The following is a 16621-nucleotide window of genomic DNA, read 5'->3' as shown; positions in this document are numbered from 1 at the left end:
CCCTGGCTGAGTTATCCACAGGCAGGCATTCTAGGGGTAAAACGTGGGCCCGCGTCGGGCACTGGCCCACAGAACCGACAAGAGGTGGTTATCCGGCTATCAACTCGACGTAGCGGGACTCCCCACCACCTGTAGCACCCGACAACCATCCCCACTCAAAGGCGAGCGTGGTACGCCCGGCGTGATCGACCCCAACCGTACCGCGAGACCAGCCGGACAGCAGCTCACTCTCCGTGGTCAGGCATTGGAAAAGAAGTTCAATGGTGTTGGGGCCTTGTTGGCCGATAAAGATTCGGCCACCTTGGTAGGTGCTCGAAATGGCATCACCTTCGACGAGGTAATGAAAGACCGTACCAGAGCCGGAAAGGCCGTGGGAGTTACTTGCGACTGCAAACCGGCGATCGTTCAAACGCTCGCTGATCTGGGAAAAAGAAGTTTGCATCGATGCCGTGTCCTTTCGTCGAGTGCAAGCAAAGCGCCTGGAAGTCTTGGACCTCCAGGCGCTGGGCGGGTTACTCCACCGTCACCGACTTCGCCAGGTTGCGCGGCTGGTCAACGTCGGTGCCTTTGAGCACGGCCACGTAGTACGACAGCAGCTGCAGCGGGATGGTGTAGAGGATCGGCGACAGGGTGTCGTGGATGTGCGGCATGTTGATGACGTGGGTACCCTCACCGTTGCTCATACCGGCTTTCTCATCAGCGAACACGATCAACTGGCCGCCACGGGCGCGCACTTCCTGCAGGTTGGATTTGAGCTTCTCCAACAGTTCGTTGTTAGGCGCGACGGTAACGACGGGCATGTCGTCATCCACCAGGGCCAATGGGCCGTGTTTCAGTTCACCGGCTGGGTAGGCTTCGGCGTGGATATAGGAGATTTCCTTGAGCTTCAGCGAGCCTTCCATCGCCACCGGGTACTGCGCACCACGGCCGAGGAACAGGGTGTGATTCTTATCGGCGAACAGCTCGGCGACTTTCTCCACAGTGCCGTCCATCGCCAGGGCTTCGCCCAGGCGGGTAGGCAGGCGGCGCAGTTCTTCCACCAGGGTGGCTTCAACGCCCTCGGCGAGGGTGCCGCGCACTTGCCCCAGGGACAGGGTCAGCAGCAGCAAGGCAACCAGTTGGGTAGTGAAGGCTTTGGTGGATGCCACACCGATTTCGCGACCGGCTTGGGTCAGCAGGGTCAGGTCGGATTCACGTACCAGGGAACTGATGCTGACGTTGCAGATTGCCAGGCTGCCTAGGAAGCCCAGTTCCTTGGCATTGCGCAGGGCAGCCAGGGTGTCGGCAGTTTCGCCGGACTGGGAGATGGTCACAAACAGAGTGTCAGGCTGCACCACCACCTTGCGGTAGCGGAACTCACTGGCGACTTCGACTTGGCACGGGATACCGGCCAGTTCTTCCAGCCAGTAACGGGCAACCATACCGGCGTGGTAGCTGGTGCCGCAGGCAACGATCTGCACATTGCGCACTTTGGCGAACAGCTCGGTAGCCTGCGGGCCGAAGGCATTGACCAGCACTTGGTTCTGGCTCAGGCGACCTTCCAGGGTGCGTTGCACCACAGACGGCTGCTCGTGAATTTCCTTGAGCATGAAGTGGCGGAACTCGCCCTTATCAGCGGCTTCGGCACCGTCGCGGTATTGCACGGCTTCGCGCTCGACGGATTGACCGTTGATGTCCCAGATCTGCACGCTTTCACGGCGAATGTCGGCGATATCGCCTTCTTCCAGGTACATGAAGCGGTCGGTGACCTGACGCAGGGCCAGTTGGTCGGATGCCAGGAAGTTTTCACCCAGGCCCAGGCCGATCACCAGCGGGCTGCCACTACGAGCAGCCACTACGCGATCAGGCTGGCTGGCGCTGATCACGGCCAAGCCATAAGCACCATGCAGTTCCTTGACCGTGGCCTTGAGGGCGGTGGTCAGGTCGCTGTGGTCCTTGAGTTTGTGGTTCAGCAGGTGGGCGATGACTTCGGTGTCGGTGTCCGAGGTGAATACGTAACCCAGGCCCTTGAGCTGTTCACGCAACACTTCGTGGTTTTCGATGATGCCGTTGTGCACAACCGCCAGGTCACCGGAGAAGTGCGGGTGCGCGTTGCGTTCGCACGGCGCACCGTGAGTGGCCCAGCGGGTGTGGGCGATACCCAGGCGACCCACCAGCGGCTCGCCGGCCAATGCTTGGTCCAACTCGCTGACCTTGCCCGGGCGACGCATGCGCTCCAGCTTGCCGGCGTTGGTGAAAACCGCCACGCCGGCGCTGTCATAGCCGCGGTATTCCAGGCGCTTGAGGCCTTCGATCAGGATGGCAGTAACGTTGCGTTCAGCGACTGCGCCAACAATTCCACACATGGTGTTTCTCCTAGATGACTGCCGCGCATATCAGCGTAATGCCGCGGGCTTGGATCTGGTCGCGGGCCTCAGGCGGCAGGCGATCATCGGTAATGAGGGTATGGACGCTGCTCCAAGGCAGTTCCAGGTTGGGAATCTTGCGGCCGATCTTGTCGGATTCGACCATTACCACCACTTCACGGGCGACCTCGGCCATGACGCGGCTCAGGCCCAGCAATTCGTTGAAGGTGGTGGTGCCACGTTCCAGGTCGATGCCGTCGGCACCGATGAACAACTGGTCAAAATCATAGGAACGCAGCACTTGCTCGGCGACTTGGCCCTGGAACGAATCCGAATGCGGGTCCCAGGTGCCACCGGTCATCAACAGCACCGGCTCGTGTTCCAACTCACTCAAGGCACGGGCCACGTTGAGGGAGTTGGTCATTACTACCAACCCAGGCTGGTGGCCCAGTTCTGGAATCATCGCGGCCGTCGTACTGCCGCTGTCGATGATGATGCGTGCGTGTTCACGCAAGCGCATCACGGCCGCACGGGCGATAGCGCGCTTGTAGGCCGAAATGGGCTGGGCAGCGTCGCCCACCAGTTCCTGGGGCATGGTGATTGCGCCCCCGTAGCGGCGCAGCAACAAGCCGTTACTTTCGAGGGCAGCGAGGTCCTTGCGGATAGTCACTTCCGACGTTTCGAAATGCTTGGCCAATTCGTCCACGCTGACTTCGCCCTGTTCATTGAGCAAGGTCAGGATGTTGTGGCGTCGTTGGGGAGTATTTCGTTTCGACATGGTGATGATAAGTTTCGTCTCGAAAGATAACGAAGGCAATCAAAACCTATTAGCGAAAGATCGTCAAGCGGGACGAGCAAAATTTTTGGGCAACCACACACTAAATGTGGGAGCTGGCTTGCCTGCGATAGCGGGTTATCAGGCGACATCTTTGTTGCATGTCGACCGCTATCACAGGCAAGCCAGCTCCCACAGGAGTAGGCGTCAGCCAAATAAATTGTGGATAACTCAGGTCTTCTTGATTTTGACCGGGCGTTTCCAACCGTCGATATTGCGCTGGCGGGCGCGAGCTACACCGAGCTGCAAGTTATCCACATCCTGATTGATGGTGGAACCCGCCGCCGTAGTGGCGCCATCGCCTACCTTTACTGGCGCAACCAGCGAATTGTTGGAACCGATAAACACGTCTTCACCCAATACGGTTTGGTGCTTGTTCGCGCCATCGTAGTTGCAGGTAATGGTGCCAGCACCGATGTTGGTGCGCGCGCCGATGACCGCATCACCCAAGTAGGTCAGATGACCGGCTTTGGCACCCTCGCCCAGGTGGGCGTTTTTCAGTTCAACAAAGTTACCCACATGGGCCTTGGCCTCCAGCACGCTGCCAGGGCGCAAACGCGCAAACGGTCCTGCATCACTGCCCTCGCCCATCACGGCGCCATCGAGGTGGCTGTTGGCTTTGATCACCACACCTTTGCGTAAAGTGCTGTCCTTGATCACGCAGTTCGGACCAATCACCACGTCGTCTTCAATAACCACGCGGCCTTCCAGGATCACGTTGATATCGATCAACACGTCGCGACCCACCGTAACTTCACCACGCACATCGAAGCGTGCCGGGTCGCGCAGGGTCACACCCTGGGCCATCAGGCGCAGGCCTTCGCGCAGTTGGTAGTGACGCTCCAGCTCGGCCAGTTGCTTGCGGTCGTTGGCACCCTGCACTTCCATCGGGTCGTGGGGTTGCTCGGTGGCGACCAGCAGGCCATCGCTGACGGCCATTTCGATCACGTCGGTGAGGTAGTACTCACCCTGGGCGTTGTTGTTGGACAGGCGGCTCATCCAGTCGGCGAGCTTATTGGCCGGGACCGCGAGAATGCCAGTGTTGCCTTCGGTGATGGCGCGCTGGGCTTCACTGGCATCCTTATGCTCAACGATGGCTACGACCTTGCCGTCGGCGTTGCGCACGATGCGTCCGTAGCCGGTGGGGTCGTCCAGTTCAACCGTCAGCAGGCCCATCTGGCCAGGCACAACGTGCTTGAGCAGGCGTTGCAAGGTTTCTACTTCAATCAGTGGTACATCACCGTAAAGGATCAATACGGTATCGGCGGTGATGAATGGCACGGCTTGCGCAGTGGCGTGACCGGTGCCGAGTTGTTTGTCTTGCAATACGAAATTCAGATCGTCCGCGGCAAGGCGTTCACGGACCACATCGGCACCATGGCCAATGACGACGTGAATGCGTTGCGGGTCGAGTTGCCGGGCGCTGTGGATAACATGACCCAGCATGGAGTTGCCGGCAACCGGGTGCAGCACCTTTGGCAACGCCGAACGCATGCGGGTGCCCTGGCCTGCGGCGAGAATGACGATTTCAAGAGACATGAATGGCTACCAATCCTGGGCGGTCCGAGTTCAGACCAAAGAAGTGTTTTGCAAAAAAGAAAAAGGGTAGCCGAGGCTACCCTTTTTAATCAATCACGCATGAAGCATGGCGGCGTGGCCGCTTACTTCTTGCGGATCTGCTGGAGCGTGCGCAGCTGAGCTGCAGCCTCGGCCAGACGTACAGCAGCAGCGCTGTAGTCGAAATCCGCGCCTTTTTCGTGCAGGGCCTTCTCGGCAGCCTTGACGGCTTCCTGAGCGGAGGCTTCATCCAGGTCGCCAGCGCGTTGCACGGTGTCGGCAAGTACCTTGACCATGTTCGGCTGAACTTCCAGGAAACCACCGGAGATGTAAAACACCTCGCGTTCCCCGCCTTGCTTGGTCAGCGTGATCGGACCTGGCTTCAAGCTGGTGATCAGCGGAGCGTGACCCAGAGCGATACCAAGATCACCCAGTTCGCCGTGCGCTACTACCATCTCGACCAGACCGGAGAAGATTTCCCCTTCCGCGCTGACGATATCGCAATGGACTGTCATAGCCATCTGATTGCCTCAACCTGATGAGCGCCCGTTGCCGGGCGCCTGGATTACAGTTTCTTGGCTTTCTCGATCGCTTCTTCGATGCCGCCGACCATGTAGAACGCTTGTTCTGGCAGGTGGTCGTAGTCACCGTTGAGGATGCCTTTGAAGCCAGCAATGGTGTCTTTCAGGGAAACGTATTTACCCGAAGCACCGGTGAAGACTTCAGCCACGAAGAACGGCTGCGACAAGAAGCGCTGGATCTTACGAGCGCGGGATACCAACTGCTTGTCGGTTTCCGACAGCTCGTCCATACCCAGGATCGCAATGATGTCCTTCAGTTCTTTGTAACGCTGCAGCACGTACTGAACGCCGCGAGCGGTGTCGTAGTGCTCCTGACCGATCACGTTCGGGTCCAGCTGGCGCGAAGTCGAGTCGAGTGGATCGACCGCTGGGTAGATACCCAGGGAAGCGATGTCACGGGACAGTACGACGGTGGCGTCCAAGTGGGCGAAGGTGGTCGCAGGCGACGGGTCAGTCAAGTCATCCGCAGGTACGTATACCGCTTGGATCGAGGTGATCGAACCTTCTTTGGTCGAAGTGATACGTTCTTGCAGAACGCCCATCTCTTCAGCCAGGGTCGGCTGGTAACCTACTGCCGAAGGCATACGGCCCAGCAGTGCGGATACTTCAGTACCGGCCAAGGTGTAACGGTAGATGTTGTCGACGAACAGCAGAACGTCGTTACCTTCGTCACGGAACTTCTCGGCCATGGTCAAGCCAGTCAGTGCTACGCGCAGACGGTTTCCCGGCGGCTCGTTCATCTGACCGTAAACCAGTGCCACTTTGTCCAGAACGTTGGAGTCCTTCATCTCGTGGTAGAAGTCGTTACCCTCACGAGTACGCTCACCCACACCGGCGAACACGGAATAACCGCTGTGCTCGATGGCGATGTTACGGATCAGTTCCATCATGTTTACGGTCTTGCCTACACCGGCACCACCGAACAGACCCACTTTACCGCCTTTGGCGAACGGGCAAACCAGGTCGATAACCTTGATGCCGGTTTCCAGCAGGTCGTTGCCGCCAGCTTGCTCGGCGAACGAAGGTGCTGGGCGGTGAATGCCCCAACGCTCTTCGGTGTCGATCGGGCCAGCTTCGTCGATCGGGTTGCCCAGTACGTCCATGATCCGGCCCAGGGTCGCTTTACCGACCGGTACGGAGATGGCAGCGCCAGTGTCGACAACGTCCAGACCGCGCTTCAAGCCTTCGGTGGAACCCATCGCAATGGTACGAACCACACCGTCGCCCAGCTGCTGCTGAACTTCCAGGGTGGTTTCCGCGCCTTGTACTTTCAGCGCGTTGTAGATGCTCGGTACGCTGTCGCGTGGAAATTCCACGTCGATAACGGCGCCGATGATTTGAACGATACGTCCGCTACTCATAGCTGGATCCTCTGAATATTTGAACCGTTAAACCGCGGCAGCGCCGCCGACGATTTCCGAGATCTCTTGGGTGATCGCAGCCTGACGCGCCTTGTTGTAGATCAGCTGCAAATCGCTGATCAGATCACCGGCGTTATCGGTAGCGTTTTTCATCGCGATCATCCGCGCCGCTTGTTCAGCTGCGTTGTTCTCGACCACCGACTGGTACACCTGCGACTCCACGTAGCGCACCATCAAGCCGTCAAGCAGCTCTTTGGCGTCTGGTTCGTAGAGGTAGTCCCAGTGGTGCTTGAGTTCCTGATCCGGAGTCGCCACCAGTGGAATCAATTGCTCCACGGTTGGCTGCTGGGTCATGGTGTTGATGAACTTGTTGGATACCACGGACAGGCGGTCAATCCGGCCTTCCAGATACGCATCCAGCATCACCTTCACACTGCCGATCAAATCATTGATCGACGGCTCTTCACCCAGGTGGCTGATAGCTGCAACGACGTTACCGCCGAAGTTACGGAAAAAGGCCGCACCCTTGCTACCAACAACACACAGATCGATCTCGACGCCCTTTTCGCGGTTTACCGCCATGTCCTTGACCAGGGCCTTGAACAGGTTGGTATTCAAACCACCGCACAAACCACGGTCACTGCTCACAACCACATAACCAACGCGCTTAACTTCGCGGTCGATCATGAACGGGTGGCGGTATTCCGGGTTGGCGTTGGCCAAATGCCCAATTACCTGGCGGATACGCTCCGCATAAGGACGGCTAGCAGCCATGCGCATTTGTGCCTTGCGCATTTTGCTGACCGCCACTTTTTCCATGGCGCTGGTAATTTTTTGCGTGCTTTTGATGCTCGCAATCTTACTGCGAATCTCTTTTGCGCCTGCCATGTAACACCTATCAGGTTAGCAAGCGGGAGCCTTGCGGCTCCCGCTGCGGCTTACCAGGTTTGGGTGGCCTTGAACTTCTCGATACCGGCTTTCATGCCAGCGTCGATATCGTCATTGAAGTCACCCTTCACGTTGATCTTCGCCATCAATTCGGCGTGATCGCGGTTGAAGTAAGCAATCAGCGCTTGTTCAAAGCTGCCGACCTTGGCGATTTCAACGTCGGTCAGGAACCCACGCTCAGCGGCATACAGCGACAACGCCATGTCAGCGATCGACATTGGGGCGTATTGCTTCTGCTTCATCAGCTCGGTAACGCGCTGACCATGCTCAAGTTGCTTACGGGTCGCTTCGTCCAGGTCAGAAGCGAACTGGGCGAATGCCGCCAGTTCACGGTACTGAGCCAGGGCGGTACGGATACCACCGGACAGCTTCTTGATGATCTTGGTCTGAGCGGCACCACCCACACGGGATACCGAAACACCGGCGTTCACTGCAGGGCGGATGCCCGAGTTGAACATGGCCGATTCCAGGAAGATCTGACCGTCGGTGATGGAAATCACGTTGGTCGGAACGAACGCGGAAACGTCGCCAGCCTGGGTTTCGATGATCGGCAGTGCGGTCAGGGAACCGGTTTTGCCGGTTACTGCGCCGTTGGTGAACTTCTCTACGTACTCTTCCGAAACGCGGGATGCGCGCTCCAGCAGACGGGAGTGGAGATAGAACACGTCGCCTGGGTAAGCTTCACGGCCTGGTGGACGGCGCAGCAGCAGGGAAATCTGGCGGTAAGCCACTGCTTGCTTGGACAGATCGTCATAAACGATCAGCGCGTCTTCACCGCGGTCGCGGAAGAATTCACCCATGGTGCAACCGGAGTACGGTGCCAGGAATTGCAGCGCAGGAGATTCCGAAGCACTGGCAGCCACGATGATCGTGTTGGCCAGGGCGCCGTTTTCTTCCAGCTTGCGAACCACGTTGGCGATGGTCGATTGTTTCTGACCGATAGCTACGTAGACGCAGAAAATGCCGCTGTTCTTCTGGTTGATGATCGCGTCGATCGCCAGAGCGGTTTTACCGATCTGACGGTCACCGATGATCAGCTCACGCTGGCCACGGCCGACTGGGATCATGGCATCGACAGCCTTGTAGCCAGTCTGTACAGGCTGGTCTACCGACTTACGCCAGATCACGCCTGGAGCAACTTTCTCGACCGCGTCGGTCTCGGTGTTGCCCAGTGGACCTTTACCGTCAACAGGGTTACCCAGTGCGTCGACTACGCGACCCAGCAGTTCCTTACCAACCGGAACTTCCAGGATGCGGCCTGTGCACTTGGCGCTCATGCCTTCAGCCAGACTGGTGTACGCGCCCAATACAACGGCACCTACGGAGTCTTGCTCCAGGTTGAGGGCCATACCGTAGACGCCGCCCGGAAACTCGATCATCTCGCCGTACATGACGTCGGCCAGACCGTGAATCCGCACGATGCCGTCAGATACGCTGACGACAGTGCCTTCGTTACGGGCTTGGGAGGTCACATCGAGCTTGTCGATGCGGCCCTTGATAATTTCACTTATTTCGGAAGGATTGAGTTGCTGCATTGCTCTGCTGCCCCTTCAAACTCAAGATTTCAATGCTTCGGCAAGTTTCGCGATTTTGCCGCGAATCGAGCCATCGATAACCAGGTCGCCGGCGCGAATGACAACACCCCCAATCAGGGATGCATCCTCCGCAGCATGCAGGCGCACTTCCCGGTTGAGTCGTGCACTGAGAACCTTGGCGAGTTTGTCTTGCTGTTCTTGGTTCAATGCGAAAGCACTGGTCACTTCAACGTCTACCGACTTCTCTTGCTCGGCCTTGTACAGGTCGAACAGAGCAGAAATCTCCGGCAAAAGCGGGAGACGGTCGTTTTCGGCAACGACATTGATGAAGTTCTGTGCCTTCACATCAAACTTGTCGCCGCACACTTCAATAAAAGTGGCGGCCTTGTCTGCGCTCGTCAGGCGCGGGGCCTTGAGCACGCGCTGCATGGTGTCGTCTTGCGACACCGCTGCAGCCAGGCCGAGCATGGCTGACCAAGAGGCCAGTTGCTGGTGGGCCTGGGCGTGCTCGAAGGCTGCCTTGGCGTAAGGTCGGGCCAACGTGGTCAGTTCTGCCATGATCGCCCTCGCTTAAATTTCAGCAGCCAGTTTGTCAACCAGCTCCGCGTGCGCGTTTTGATCGATTGTGGCACCGAGGATCTTCTCAGCACCGCCGACCGCCAGAGCACCCAGTTGGGCACGCAGCGCGTCTTTGACGCCGTTCAGTTCCTGTTCGATCTCGGCATGAGCCGAAGCCTTCACACGGTCAGCTTCGACGCGGGCTTTTTCAACAGCCTCTTCGACGATCTGGTTACCGCGTTTCTTGGCTTGCTCAATGATTTCAGCTGCCTGTGCCTTAGCTTCGCGCAGTTGATGACCCGCTTTCTCTTGGGCCAACTCCAGGTCGCGAGCTGCACGGGTGGCAGCGTCCAAACCGTCCGCGATCTTCTTCTGACGTTCGTGCAAAGCCGCGATGACCGGAGGCCACACGAACTTCATGCAAAACACTACAAAAATGAAGAACGCAACGGATTGGCCAATCAGGGTTGCATTAATGTTCACGCCAACACCTCGCTCATTCGTTGTCCATCACCCTAATCACTCGAAAATTCGAGTGATTAGCCAGCGAGTTGACCAACGAAAGGGTTCGCGAAGGTGAAGAACAGAGCGATACCAACGCCGATCATGGTCACGGCGTCGAGCAGGCCGGCGACGATGAACATTTTAACTTGCAGCATTGGAACCATTTCTGGCTGACGCGCTGCGCCTTCCAGGAATTTGCCGCCCAGCAGGCCGAAACCAATGGCAGTACCCAGGGCGCCCAGGCCGATCAACAGTGCAACAGCGATAGCGGTTAGACCAACTACAGTTTCCATCTTTCCTCCCGACTTTTACGTCGTATGGTTTAGGTTTTTTAGATTTTAAAGCGGTAAAACAAATCGTTTCATAGCCCGCTAGGGCCACCTTCCCGTGTTACCGGGAAGGACATCAGACTAGTCGAGACCGGTCTTAATGGTTCTCTTCGTGCGCCATCGACAGGTAGACGATGGTCAGCATCATGAAGATGAAGGCCTGCAGGGTGATGATCAGGATGTGGAACACAGCCCACGCCCACTGCAGAACCACGCCCAGGCCGCTAAGCCAGAGCAGACCGCTGCCGAACATCACAGCGATCAGAATGAACACCAGCTCGCCGGCATACATGTTGCCGAACAGTCGCAGGGCCAGGGAAATCGGCTTGGCAACCAGGGTCACGAACTCCAGCAGGAAGTTCACCGGGATCAGCAGGGCTTGAACGAAGATGTTCTTGCTGCCGAACGGGTGCAGGGTCAGTTCGCCGATGAAGCCGCCGATGCCCTTGACCTTGATGCTGTAGAAAATGATCAACGCGAACACCGACAGGGCCATGCCCAGGGTGGCGTTAGGGTCCGTGGTGGAAACTGCACGGAATGGGATGTGGTGATCGCCGGAGATCAGGATGGCCAGTTGAGGAATCCAGTCGACCGGTACCAGGTCGACGGCGTTCATCAGGAACACCCAGACGAAGATGGTCAGTGCCAGCGGTGCAATCACCGGGCTACGGCCATGGAAGCTGTCTTTCACGCTGCCATCGACGAATTCGACCAATACTTCAACGAAGTTCTGCAAAGCACCTGGCTGACCGGAAGTAGCCTTTTTCGCCGCCATGCGGAAAATCAGGACAAAGATCAGGCCCAGTGCGACCGACCAGCCCAGAGTATCCAGGTGGAAAGCCCAGAACCCCATCTCTTTGGCTTCTGCTGCGGTGTGGGCGAAGCCCCAGCCGCCGTTGGGAAGCTGACCGAAGGTCAGGTTCTGCAAGTGGTGCTGGATATAGCCCGAAGCGGTTGTTTCTGCCATGGTTGCCTCAAACGCCCTAAGGTTTCGAAAGTCTTGTTTTCATTAGCAGGGGAGCGAACCAGCTGACCAGTTGGGTCAACACGAAGACGCCGAATACAGCCAGCGGCGCCAATGGCTTCACACCTGCAAAGGTCAGTGCGAACAGCACTGCCGTCAAAATCAGTTTCCCCGCCTCGCCGGCATAAAATGACCGGACGATAGCCTGGGCTGCTCGGGCGCCGGAAAACCGAAAGGCCCTGTGAGCAAAGTACATATTGGGCAGCAAGGCTATCAGGCCTCCGCAGAGTCCTGAATATCCGGCAACGACTCCATGCCAATACCAAAGCGCCAATGCGGCGATCAGCAAAATGACAAATTGAGCCAATAAAACCGGAAAAACGGCCAAGCGATGGAACGGCAACGTGTTTGGCGTGCGGGTTTCCATCACTCTTGCTCCTCAATGGTCGGCTGCCGAGAATCAATAACTTGGCATAATTTGTGCCGACAAAATGCGCGCAGAGTATAGGGGCGGTTCTGCCCCTATTCAACTGTCGGGTAGTGTTTTCCGATCGCACGCTACATAAGCAAATGTTTCAACGGATGTGGGCAAGGACGCCCTGAAGCTCATCAAGTGAGTTATATCCGATGACCAATTGCCCTTTGCCTTTCTTGCCGTGGCGAATTTGCACCGCAGAGCCCAGGCGCTCGGCCAGGCGCTGCTCGAGGCGCGCAATATCCGGATCAGGTTTGGCTGTTTCGACCGGTGCAGGTTTGCCGCTGAGCCACTGACGAACCAGCGCCTCGGTCTGACGAACGGTGAGACCCCGTGCGACAACGTGTCGCGCCCCTTCAACCTGTTGATTTTCCGGCAATCCGAGCAAGGCACGGGCGTGACCCATCTCCAGGTCACCGTGGGACAACATGGTCTTGATGACTTCCGGCAGCGCGATCAGGCGCAGCAAGTTGGAAACCGTGACGCGGGATTTACCCACCGCCTCGGCCACCTGTTGCTGGGTCAGCTGGAATTCCTGCTGCAAACGCTGCAAGGCGATCGCTTCTTCGATCGGGTTGAGATCTTCGCGCTGGATATTTTCGATCAACGCCATGGCAATGGCGGTTTCATCCGGCACATCGCGCACCATCGCCGGGATGGTGTCCTTGCCAGCCTGCTGACTGGCGCGCCAGCGGCGTTCACCGGCAATGATTTCAAAACGGCCACCACCGATGGGGCGCACCACGATCGGCTGCATCACGCCCTGGGCCTTGATCGAGTTGGCCAGTTCTTCCAACGCCTGGGGGTCCATGTCCCGGCGAGGCTGGTATTTGCCGCGCTGGATCAGGTCCAGCGGCAAGTGCTGCAGCTCGCGTTCGTCGGCCTGCACCGCTTGTTCTTCAAGCGCTGTGACGGTCGGACCACTCAACAGTGCATCCAGTCCACGTCCGAGACCTCGTTTCTTGACGGCCATGGGGATTCCTTAAGTTGGCTGGGCTGCAGCGGTGCGTGAGTTGCGGCGTTGACGGCGAACCATCTCGCCAGCCAGTGCCAGATAGGCAATCGCGCCACGCGAGGATTTGTCATACGCCAGCGCGGGCATGCCATAGCTTGGCGCTTCGGCCAAACGGATGTTGCGTGGGATCACGGTGTCGTACAACTGATCGCCGAAGTGTTCCTTGAGCTGTGCCGATACATCGTTCATCAGGCTCAGCCGCGGGTCGAACATTGTGCGCAACAGACCTTCGATCTGCAGGTTCGGATTCAACAATTCGGCGATCCGCTTGATGTTATCCACAAGATCGCTCAACCCTTCCAGCGCGTAGTACTCGCACTGCATGGGGATAATGACCCCGTCGGCAGCCACCAGCGCGTTCAACGTCAACATCGACAGAGACGGTGGGCAGTCGATCAAAATGTAGTCGTAGTTCTCGCGAATCGGCGCCAAGGCGCTGCGCAGACGGCTTTCTTTCATCTGCATTTCCAGCAGCACCACTTCCGCCGCGGTCAAATCGCGGTTGGCCGGCAGCAGTTGGTAACCACCGTGTTCGGAATAGTGCATGGCCTGGGCCAGGTCGCACTCGCCGATCAGCAAGTCGTAAACCGAGTTTTCCAGGCCGTGTTTATCCACACCGCTACCCATGGTGGCGTTGCCCTGTGGATCGAGATCGATCAACAGCACCCGGCGCTTGGTGGCAACCAGCGATGCTGCGAGGTTGATGCAGGTGGTGGTTTTGCCCACGCCACCTTTCTGGTTCGCTATCGCGAATACCTTAGCCATTCTTGCTTGTGTTCCCAATCATGCCGTGCGGCGCAGTATCAGCAGATGGCGTTGGCCTTGGCAACCGGGTACGGCCAAGGCGTGTTCGCTATCGAGGTGGAAGTCTGCCGGCAATGCTAACAGCTCATCGCTTGGATGGACGCCCTTCATTGCCAGCCAGCGGGTGTCGCGGTCGCCAAGGTGGCGAGTCCAGTTGCTGAAATTCTCCATGCTGCTGAACGCCCGGGACACAATTCCGTTGAAAGGCTGTTCAGGCGTGAAGGCTTCGACGCGACTGTGGATAACTTGCAGGTTATCCAGCTTGAGTTCGAGTTTGACCTGGGTCAGGAAGCGGGTTTTCTTGCCGTTGCTGTCCAGGCAGGTCACTTGCGACTCTGGAAACAGGATGGCCAGCGGGATGCCAGGCATGCCGCCACCACTGCCGACGTCGAGCCAACGACCGTTTTCGATAAACGGCATCACACTCAAACTGTCGAGCAGATGACGCGAGACCATTTCGTCCGGATCACGTACAGCGGTCAGGTTGTAGGCCTTGTTCCATTTGATCAACAGGGCCAGGTAGCCCAACAGCAATTCGTGCTGGGCCGGGGTCAGGTCGACGCCCAACTGGCGTGCACCTGTGGATAACTCTTCGGCGTGTTGCGAGGTGACCAACGAACTCAAGCGCTTTGCTCCAACTGACGGCCCGCGCCGCGTTTTTTCAAATGAATCATCAACAGCGAAATCGCTGCCGGGGTGACGCCGGGGATACGTGAAGCCTGGCCCAGGGTTTCCGGGCGAGTTATCCCCAGTTTGCTTTGGATTTCTTTCGACAGGCCGGAAATCCCGGTGTAATCGATATCCGCAGGCAACTTAGTATCTTCACTGGCGCGCAGACGAGCGATCTCGTCCTGCTGGCGGTCGATGTAACCGGCGTATTTGGTCTTGATTTCGACCTGCTCCGCAACCTGTGGGTCTTCTGCGCCCTGACCTGTCACCTCGACCAGACCAGCGTAGTCGATTTCCGGACGGGACAGCAGGTTCAGCAAGTTGTATTCATGGGTCAGCGGCGTGCCAAATTTTTCAGCGATGGCGTCGCCCTGCTCGGTGCCCGGGCGAACCCAAGTACTTTTCAGACGCTGCTCTTCCAGCACGATGCTTTCGCGCTTTTTGCAGAATGCAGCCCAACGCACGTCATCGACCAAGCCCAGCTCGCGGCCTTTTTCGGTCAGGCGCAGGTCAGCGTTGTCTTCACGCAGGATCAGACGGTATTCCGCCCGGGAGGTAAACATCCGGTACGGTTCCTGGGTACCCAGGGTAATCAGATCGTCAACCAGTACACCGATATACGCTTCATCGCGACGCGGGCACCAGCTGTCTTTGCCCTGTGCACGCAATGCTGCGTTGGTCCCGGCCAACAAACCTTGGGCGCCGGCCTCTTCGTAACCGGTGGTGCCGTTGATTTGGCCAGCGAAGAACAGACCGCCGATCACTTTGGTTTCCAGGCTGTACTTCAGGTCGCGCGGGTCGAAATAGTCGTATTCGATGGCGTAGCCCGGCCGCACGATGTGTGCGTTTTCCATACCACGAATCGATTGCACGATCTGGATTTGCACGTCGAACGGCAACGAAGTGGAAATTCCGTTCGGGTACAGCTCGTGAGTGGTCAAACCTTCCGGTTCGATGAAGACCTGGTGGCTCTCCTTGTCGGCAAAGCGGTGGATCTTGTCTTCGATCGATGGGCAATAACGTGGGCCGATACCTTCGATTACACCGGAATACATCGGCGAACGGTCGAGGTTCGCGGCAATGATTTCGTGGGTGCGGGCGTTGGTGTGGGTAATCCAGCAACTGACCTGTTTCGGGTGCTGTTCTTTGGACCCCATGAACGACATCACTGGGATTGGCGTGTCACCGGCTTGTTCGGTCATCACCGAGAAATCCACAGAACGCCCGTCGATACGCGGCGGGGTCCCGGTTTTCAGGCGGCCTACACGCAGCGGCAATTCACGCAGGCGTTTTGCCAAGGCAATCGACGGCGGATCACCGGCGCGACCACCAGAATAGTTCTGCATGCCGATGTGGATAAGTCCGCCGAGGAACGTACCGGTGGTCAACACCACGGATTCTGCGAAGAAACGCAGGCCCATTTGAGTGACAACACCACGTACCTGGTCCTGCTCGACGATCAGGTCATCCGCGGCTTGTTGAAATATCCACAGGTTCGGCTGGTTTTCCAGGGTTTCACGTACCGCTGCCTTGTACAGGATGCGGTCGGCTTGAGCCCGTGTAGCACGTACGGCCGGGCCTTTGCGGCTGTTGAGCACGCGAAATTGAATACCACCCTTATCGGTAGCCATGGCCATTACGCCGCCAAGGGCGTCGATTTCTTTGACCAAATGGCTTTTGCCGATCCCACCAATGGCAGGGTTGCAACTCATGGCGCCGAGGGTTTCCACGTTATGCGTCAACAACAGGGTTTTTACGCCCATGCGTGCTGACGCCAGTGCTGCCTCGGTACCGGCATGACCGCCGCCGATGACGATCACTTCAAAACGGGAAGGGAAATCCACCACGCACCTCGTGCCTGCTTATGTAGGTAATCAGGAATTGTTTGTTGAAAGAGTTTTAGAGCTATAGCGGCAAGTATAGGGACTTAGCCCTTCCTAAAGAACCCTTTGCACAAAATTTAACCAGCTGTGGATGAATCACAGACAATAGAAATTAAAAGAGAGATATTTATTAAATCTTTGTTTTTATGTTTATTTCTACTGAGCAACCTTTCTGTGGATAACGTTCTGTAAGCTTTAAATTACGTTGTGTACAGCGATTCAAAACCCTGTGGTCATGTGCCAATGAGTCCCTTGGAT

17 protein-coding genes are annotated in these 16621 nt (G+C 57.5%); all 17 read right to left on the bottom strand.

Going from position 1 to position 16621, the window contains the following annotated elements; all coding sequences use genetic code 11:
* Positions 1-88: 88 nt before the first annotated feature.
* A complete protein-coding gene (locus tag AC07V4_RS00675) occupies positions 89-442 on the bottom strand; it encodes an avidin-fold protein (protein WP_492635196.1) in 354 nt (117 codons plus the stop codon).
* A gap of 70 nt (positions 443-512) precedes the next feature.
* On the bottom strand, positions 513-2345 hold the full coding sequence (gene glmS / locus AC07V4_RS00670) for a glutamine--fructose-6-phosphate transaminase (isomerizing) (RefSeq protein ID WP_492635197.1): 1833 nt from the start codon (positions 2343-2345) through the stop codon (positions 513-515).
* 10 nt (positions 2346-2355) lie between these two features.
* Positions 2356-3123: a DeoR/GlpR family DNA-binding transcription regulator gene (locus tag AC07V4_RS00665; RefSeq protein WP_492635198.1), complete on the bottom strand. Its 768-nt coding sequence runs from the start codon at positions 3121-3123 to the stop codon at positions 2356-2358.
* Positions 3124-3351: 228 nt separating this feature from the next.
* On the bottom strand, positions 3352-4719 hold the full coding sequence (gene glmU, locus AC07V4_RS00660; protein WP_492635199.1) for a bifunctional UDP-N-acetylglucosamine diphosphorylase/glucosamine-1-phosphate N-acetyltransferase GlmU: 1368 nt from the start codon (positions 4717-4719) through the stop codon (positions 3352-3354).
* A 122-nt stretch (positions 4720-4841) separates the two neighbouring features.
* Complete coding sequence (locus AC07V4_RS00655; RefSeq protein WP_431752986.1) at positions 4842-5258, bottom strand: F0F1 ATP synthase subunit epsilon; 417 nt, start codon at positions 5256-5258, stop codon at positions 4842-4844.
* A 44-nt stretch (positions 5259-5302) separates the two neighbouring features.
* Positions 5303-6679 carry a F0F1 ATP synthase subunit beta gene (atpD, locus tag AC07V4_RS00650; protein ID WP_015886645.1) on the bottom strand — a complete coding sequence of 459 codons (1377 nt, stop codon included), beginning with the start codon at positions 6677-6679 and terminating at the stop codon, positions 5303-5305.
* Positions 6680-6706: 27 nt separating this feature from the next.
* Positions 6707-7567, bottom strand: coding sequence for a F0F1 ATP synthase subunit gamma (gene atpG, locus AC07V4_RS00645; RefSeq protein ID WP_492635200.1), 861 nt, complete (start codon positions 7565-7567; stop codon positions 6707-6709).
* Positions 7568-7617: 50 nt separating this feature from the next.
* Positions 7618-9162, bottom strand: coding sequence for a F0F1 ATP synthase subunit alpha (gene atpA / locus AC07V4_RS00640; protein WP_003177064.1), 1545 nt, complete (start codon positions 9160-9162; stop codon positions 7618-7620).
* 21 nt (positions 9163-9183) lie between these two features.
* The gene (locus AC07V4_RS00635; protein WP_492635201.1) at positions 9184-9720 is read right to left on the bottom strand and encodes a F0F1 ATP synthase subunit delta; all 537 of its coding nucleotides are present in this window, start codon (positions 9718-9720) and stop codon (positions 9184-9186) included.
* A 12-nt stretch (positions 9721-9732) separates the two neighbouring features.
* On the bottom strand, positions 9733-10203 hold the full coding sequence (locus AC07V4_RS00630) for a F0F1 ATP synthase subunit B (RefSeq protein WP_492635202.1): 471 nt from the start codon (positions 10201-10203) through the stop codon (positions 9733-9735).
* A gap of 56 nt (positions 10204-10259) precedes the next feature.
* A complete protein-coding gene (atpE, locus tag AC07V4_RS00625; RefSeq protein WP_002555987.1) occupies positions 10260-10517 on the bottom strand; it encodes a F0F1 ATP synthase subunit C in 258 nt (85 codons plus the stop codon).
* 133 nt (positions 10518-10650) lie between these two features.
* Positions 10651-11520, bottom strand: coding sequence for a F0F1 ATP synthase subunit A (gene atpB, locus AC07V4_RS00620; protein WP_024078254.1), 870 nt, complete (start codon positions 11518-11520; stop codon positions 10651-10653).
* A 16-nt stretch (positions 11521-11536) separates the two neighbouring features.
* Positions 11537-11944 carry a F0F1 ATP synthase subunit I gene (locus AC07V4_RS00615; protein ID WP_010565865.1) on the bottom strand — a complete coding sequence of 136 codons (408 nt, stop codon included), beginning with the start codon at positions 11942-11944 and terminating at the stop codon, positions 11537-11539.
* Positions 11945-12092: 148 nt separating this feature from the next.
* Positions 12093-12965 (bottom strand): ParB/RepB/Spo0J family partition protein, encoded by an 873-nt coding sequence (locus tag AC07V4_RS00610; RefSeq protein WP_431749216.1) that lies wholly within the window; start codon positions 12963-12965, stop codon positions 12093-12095.
* A gap of 9 nt (positions 12966-12974) precedes the next feature.
* A complete protein-coding gene (locus AC07V4_RS00605) occupies positions 12975-13772 on the bottom strand; it encodes a ParA family protein (RefSeq protein WP_016978715.1) in 798 nt (265 codons plus the stop codon).
* 18 nt (positions 13773-13790) lie between these two features.
* Entirely contained in the window at positions 13791-14435 is a 645-nt protein-coding gene (gene rsmG, locus AC07V4_RS00600; RefSeq protein ID WP_071494728.1) for a 16S rRNA (guanine(527)-N(7))-methyltransferase RsmG, read from the bottom strand.
* Positions 14432-16324 carry a tRNA uridine-5-carboxymethylaminomethyl(34) synthesis enzyme MnmG gene (gene mnmG, locus AC07V4_RS00595; RefSeq protein WP_492635203.1) on the bottom strand — a complete coding sequence of 631 codons (1893 nt, stop codon included), beginning with the start codon at positions 16322-16324 and terminating at the stop codon, positions 14432-14434. Before mnmG ends, rsmG begins: the two co-directional genes overlap by 4 nt.
* Positions 16325-16621: the final 297 nt, after the last annotated feature.

This window comes from Pseudomonas sp. GW821-FHT03A09 (genome assembly GCF_059421065.1).
Note: the sequence above shows the minus strand (reverse complement) of the source record. Positions and strands in the feature narration are given on the sequence as shown.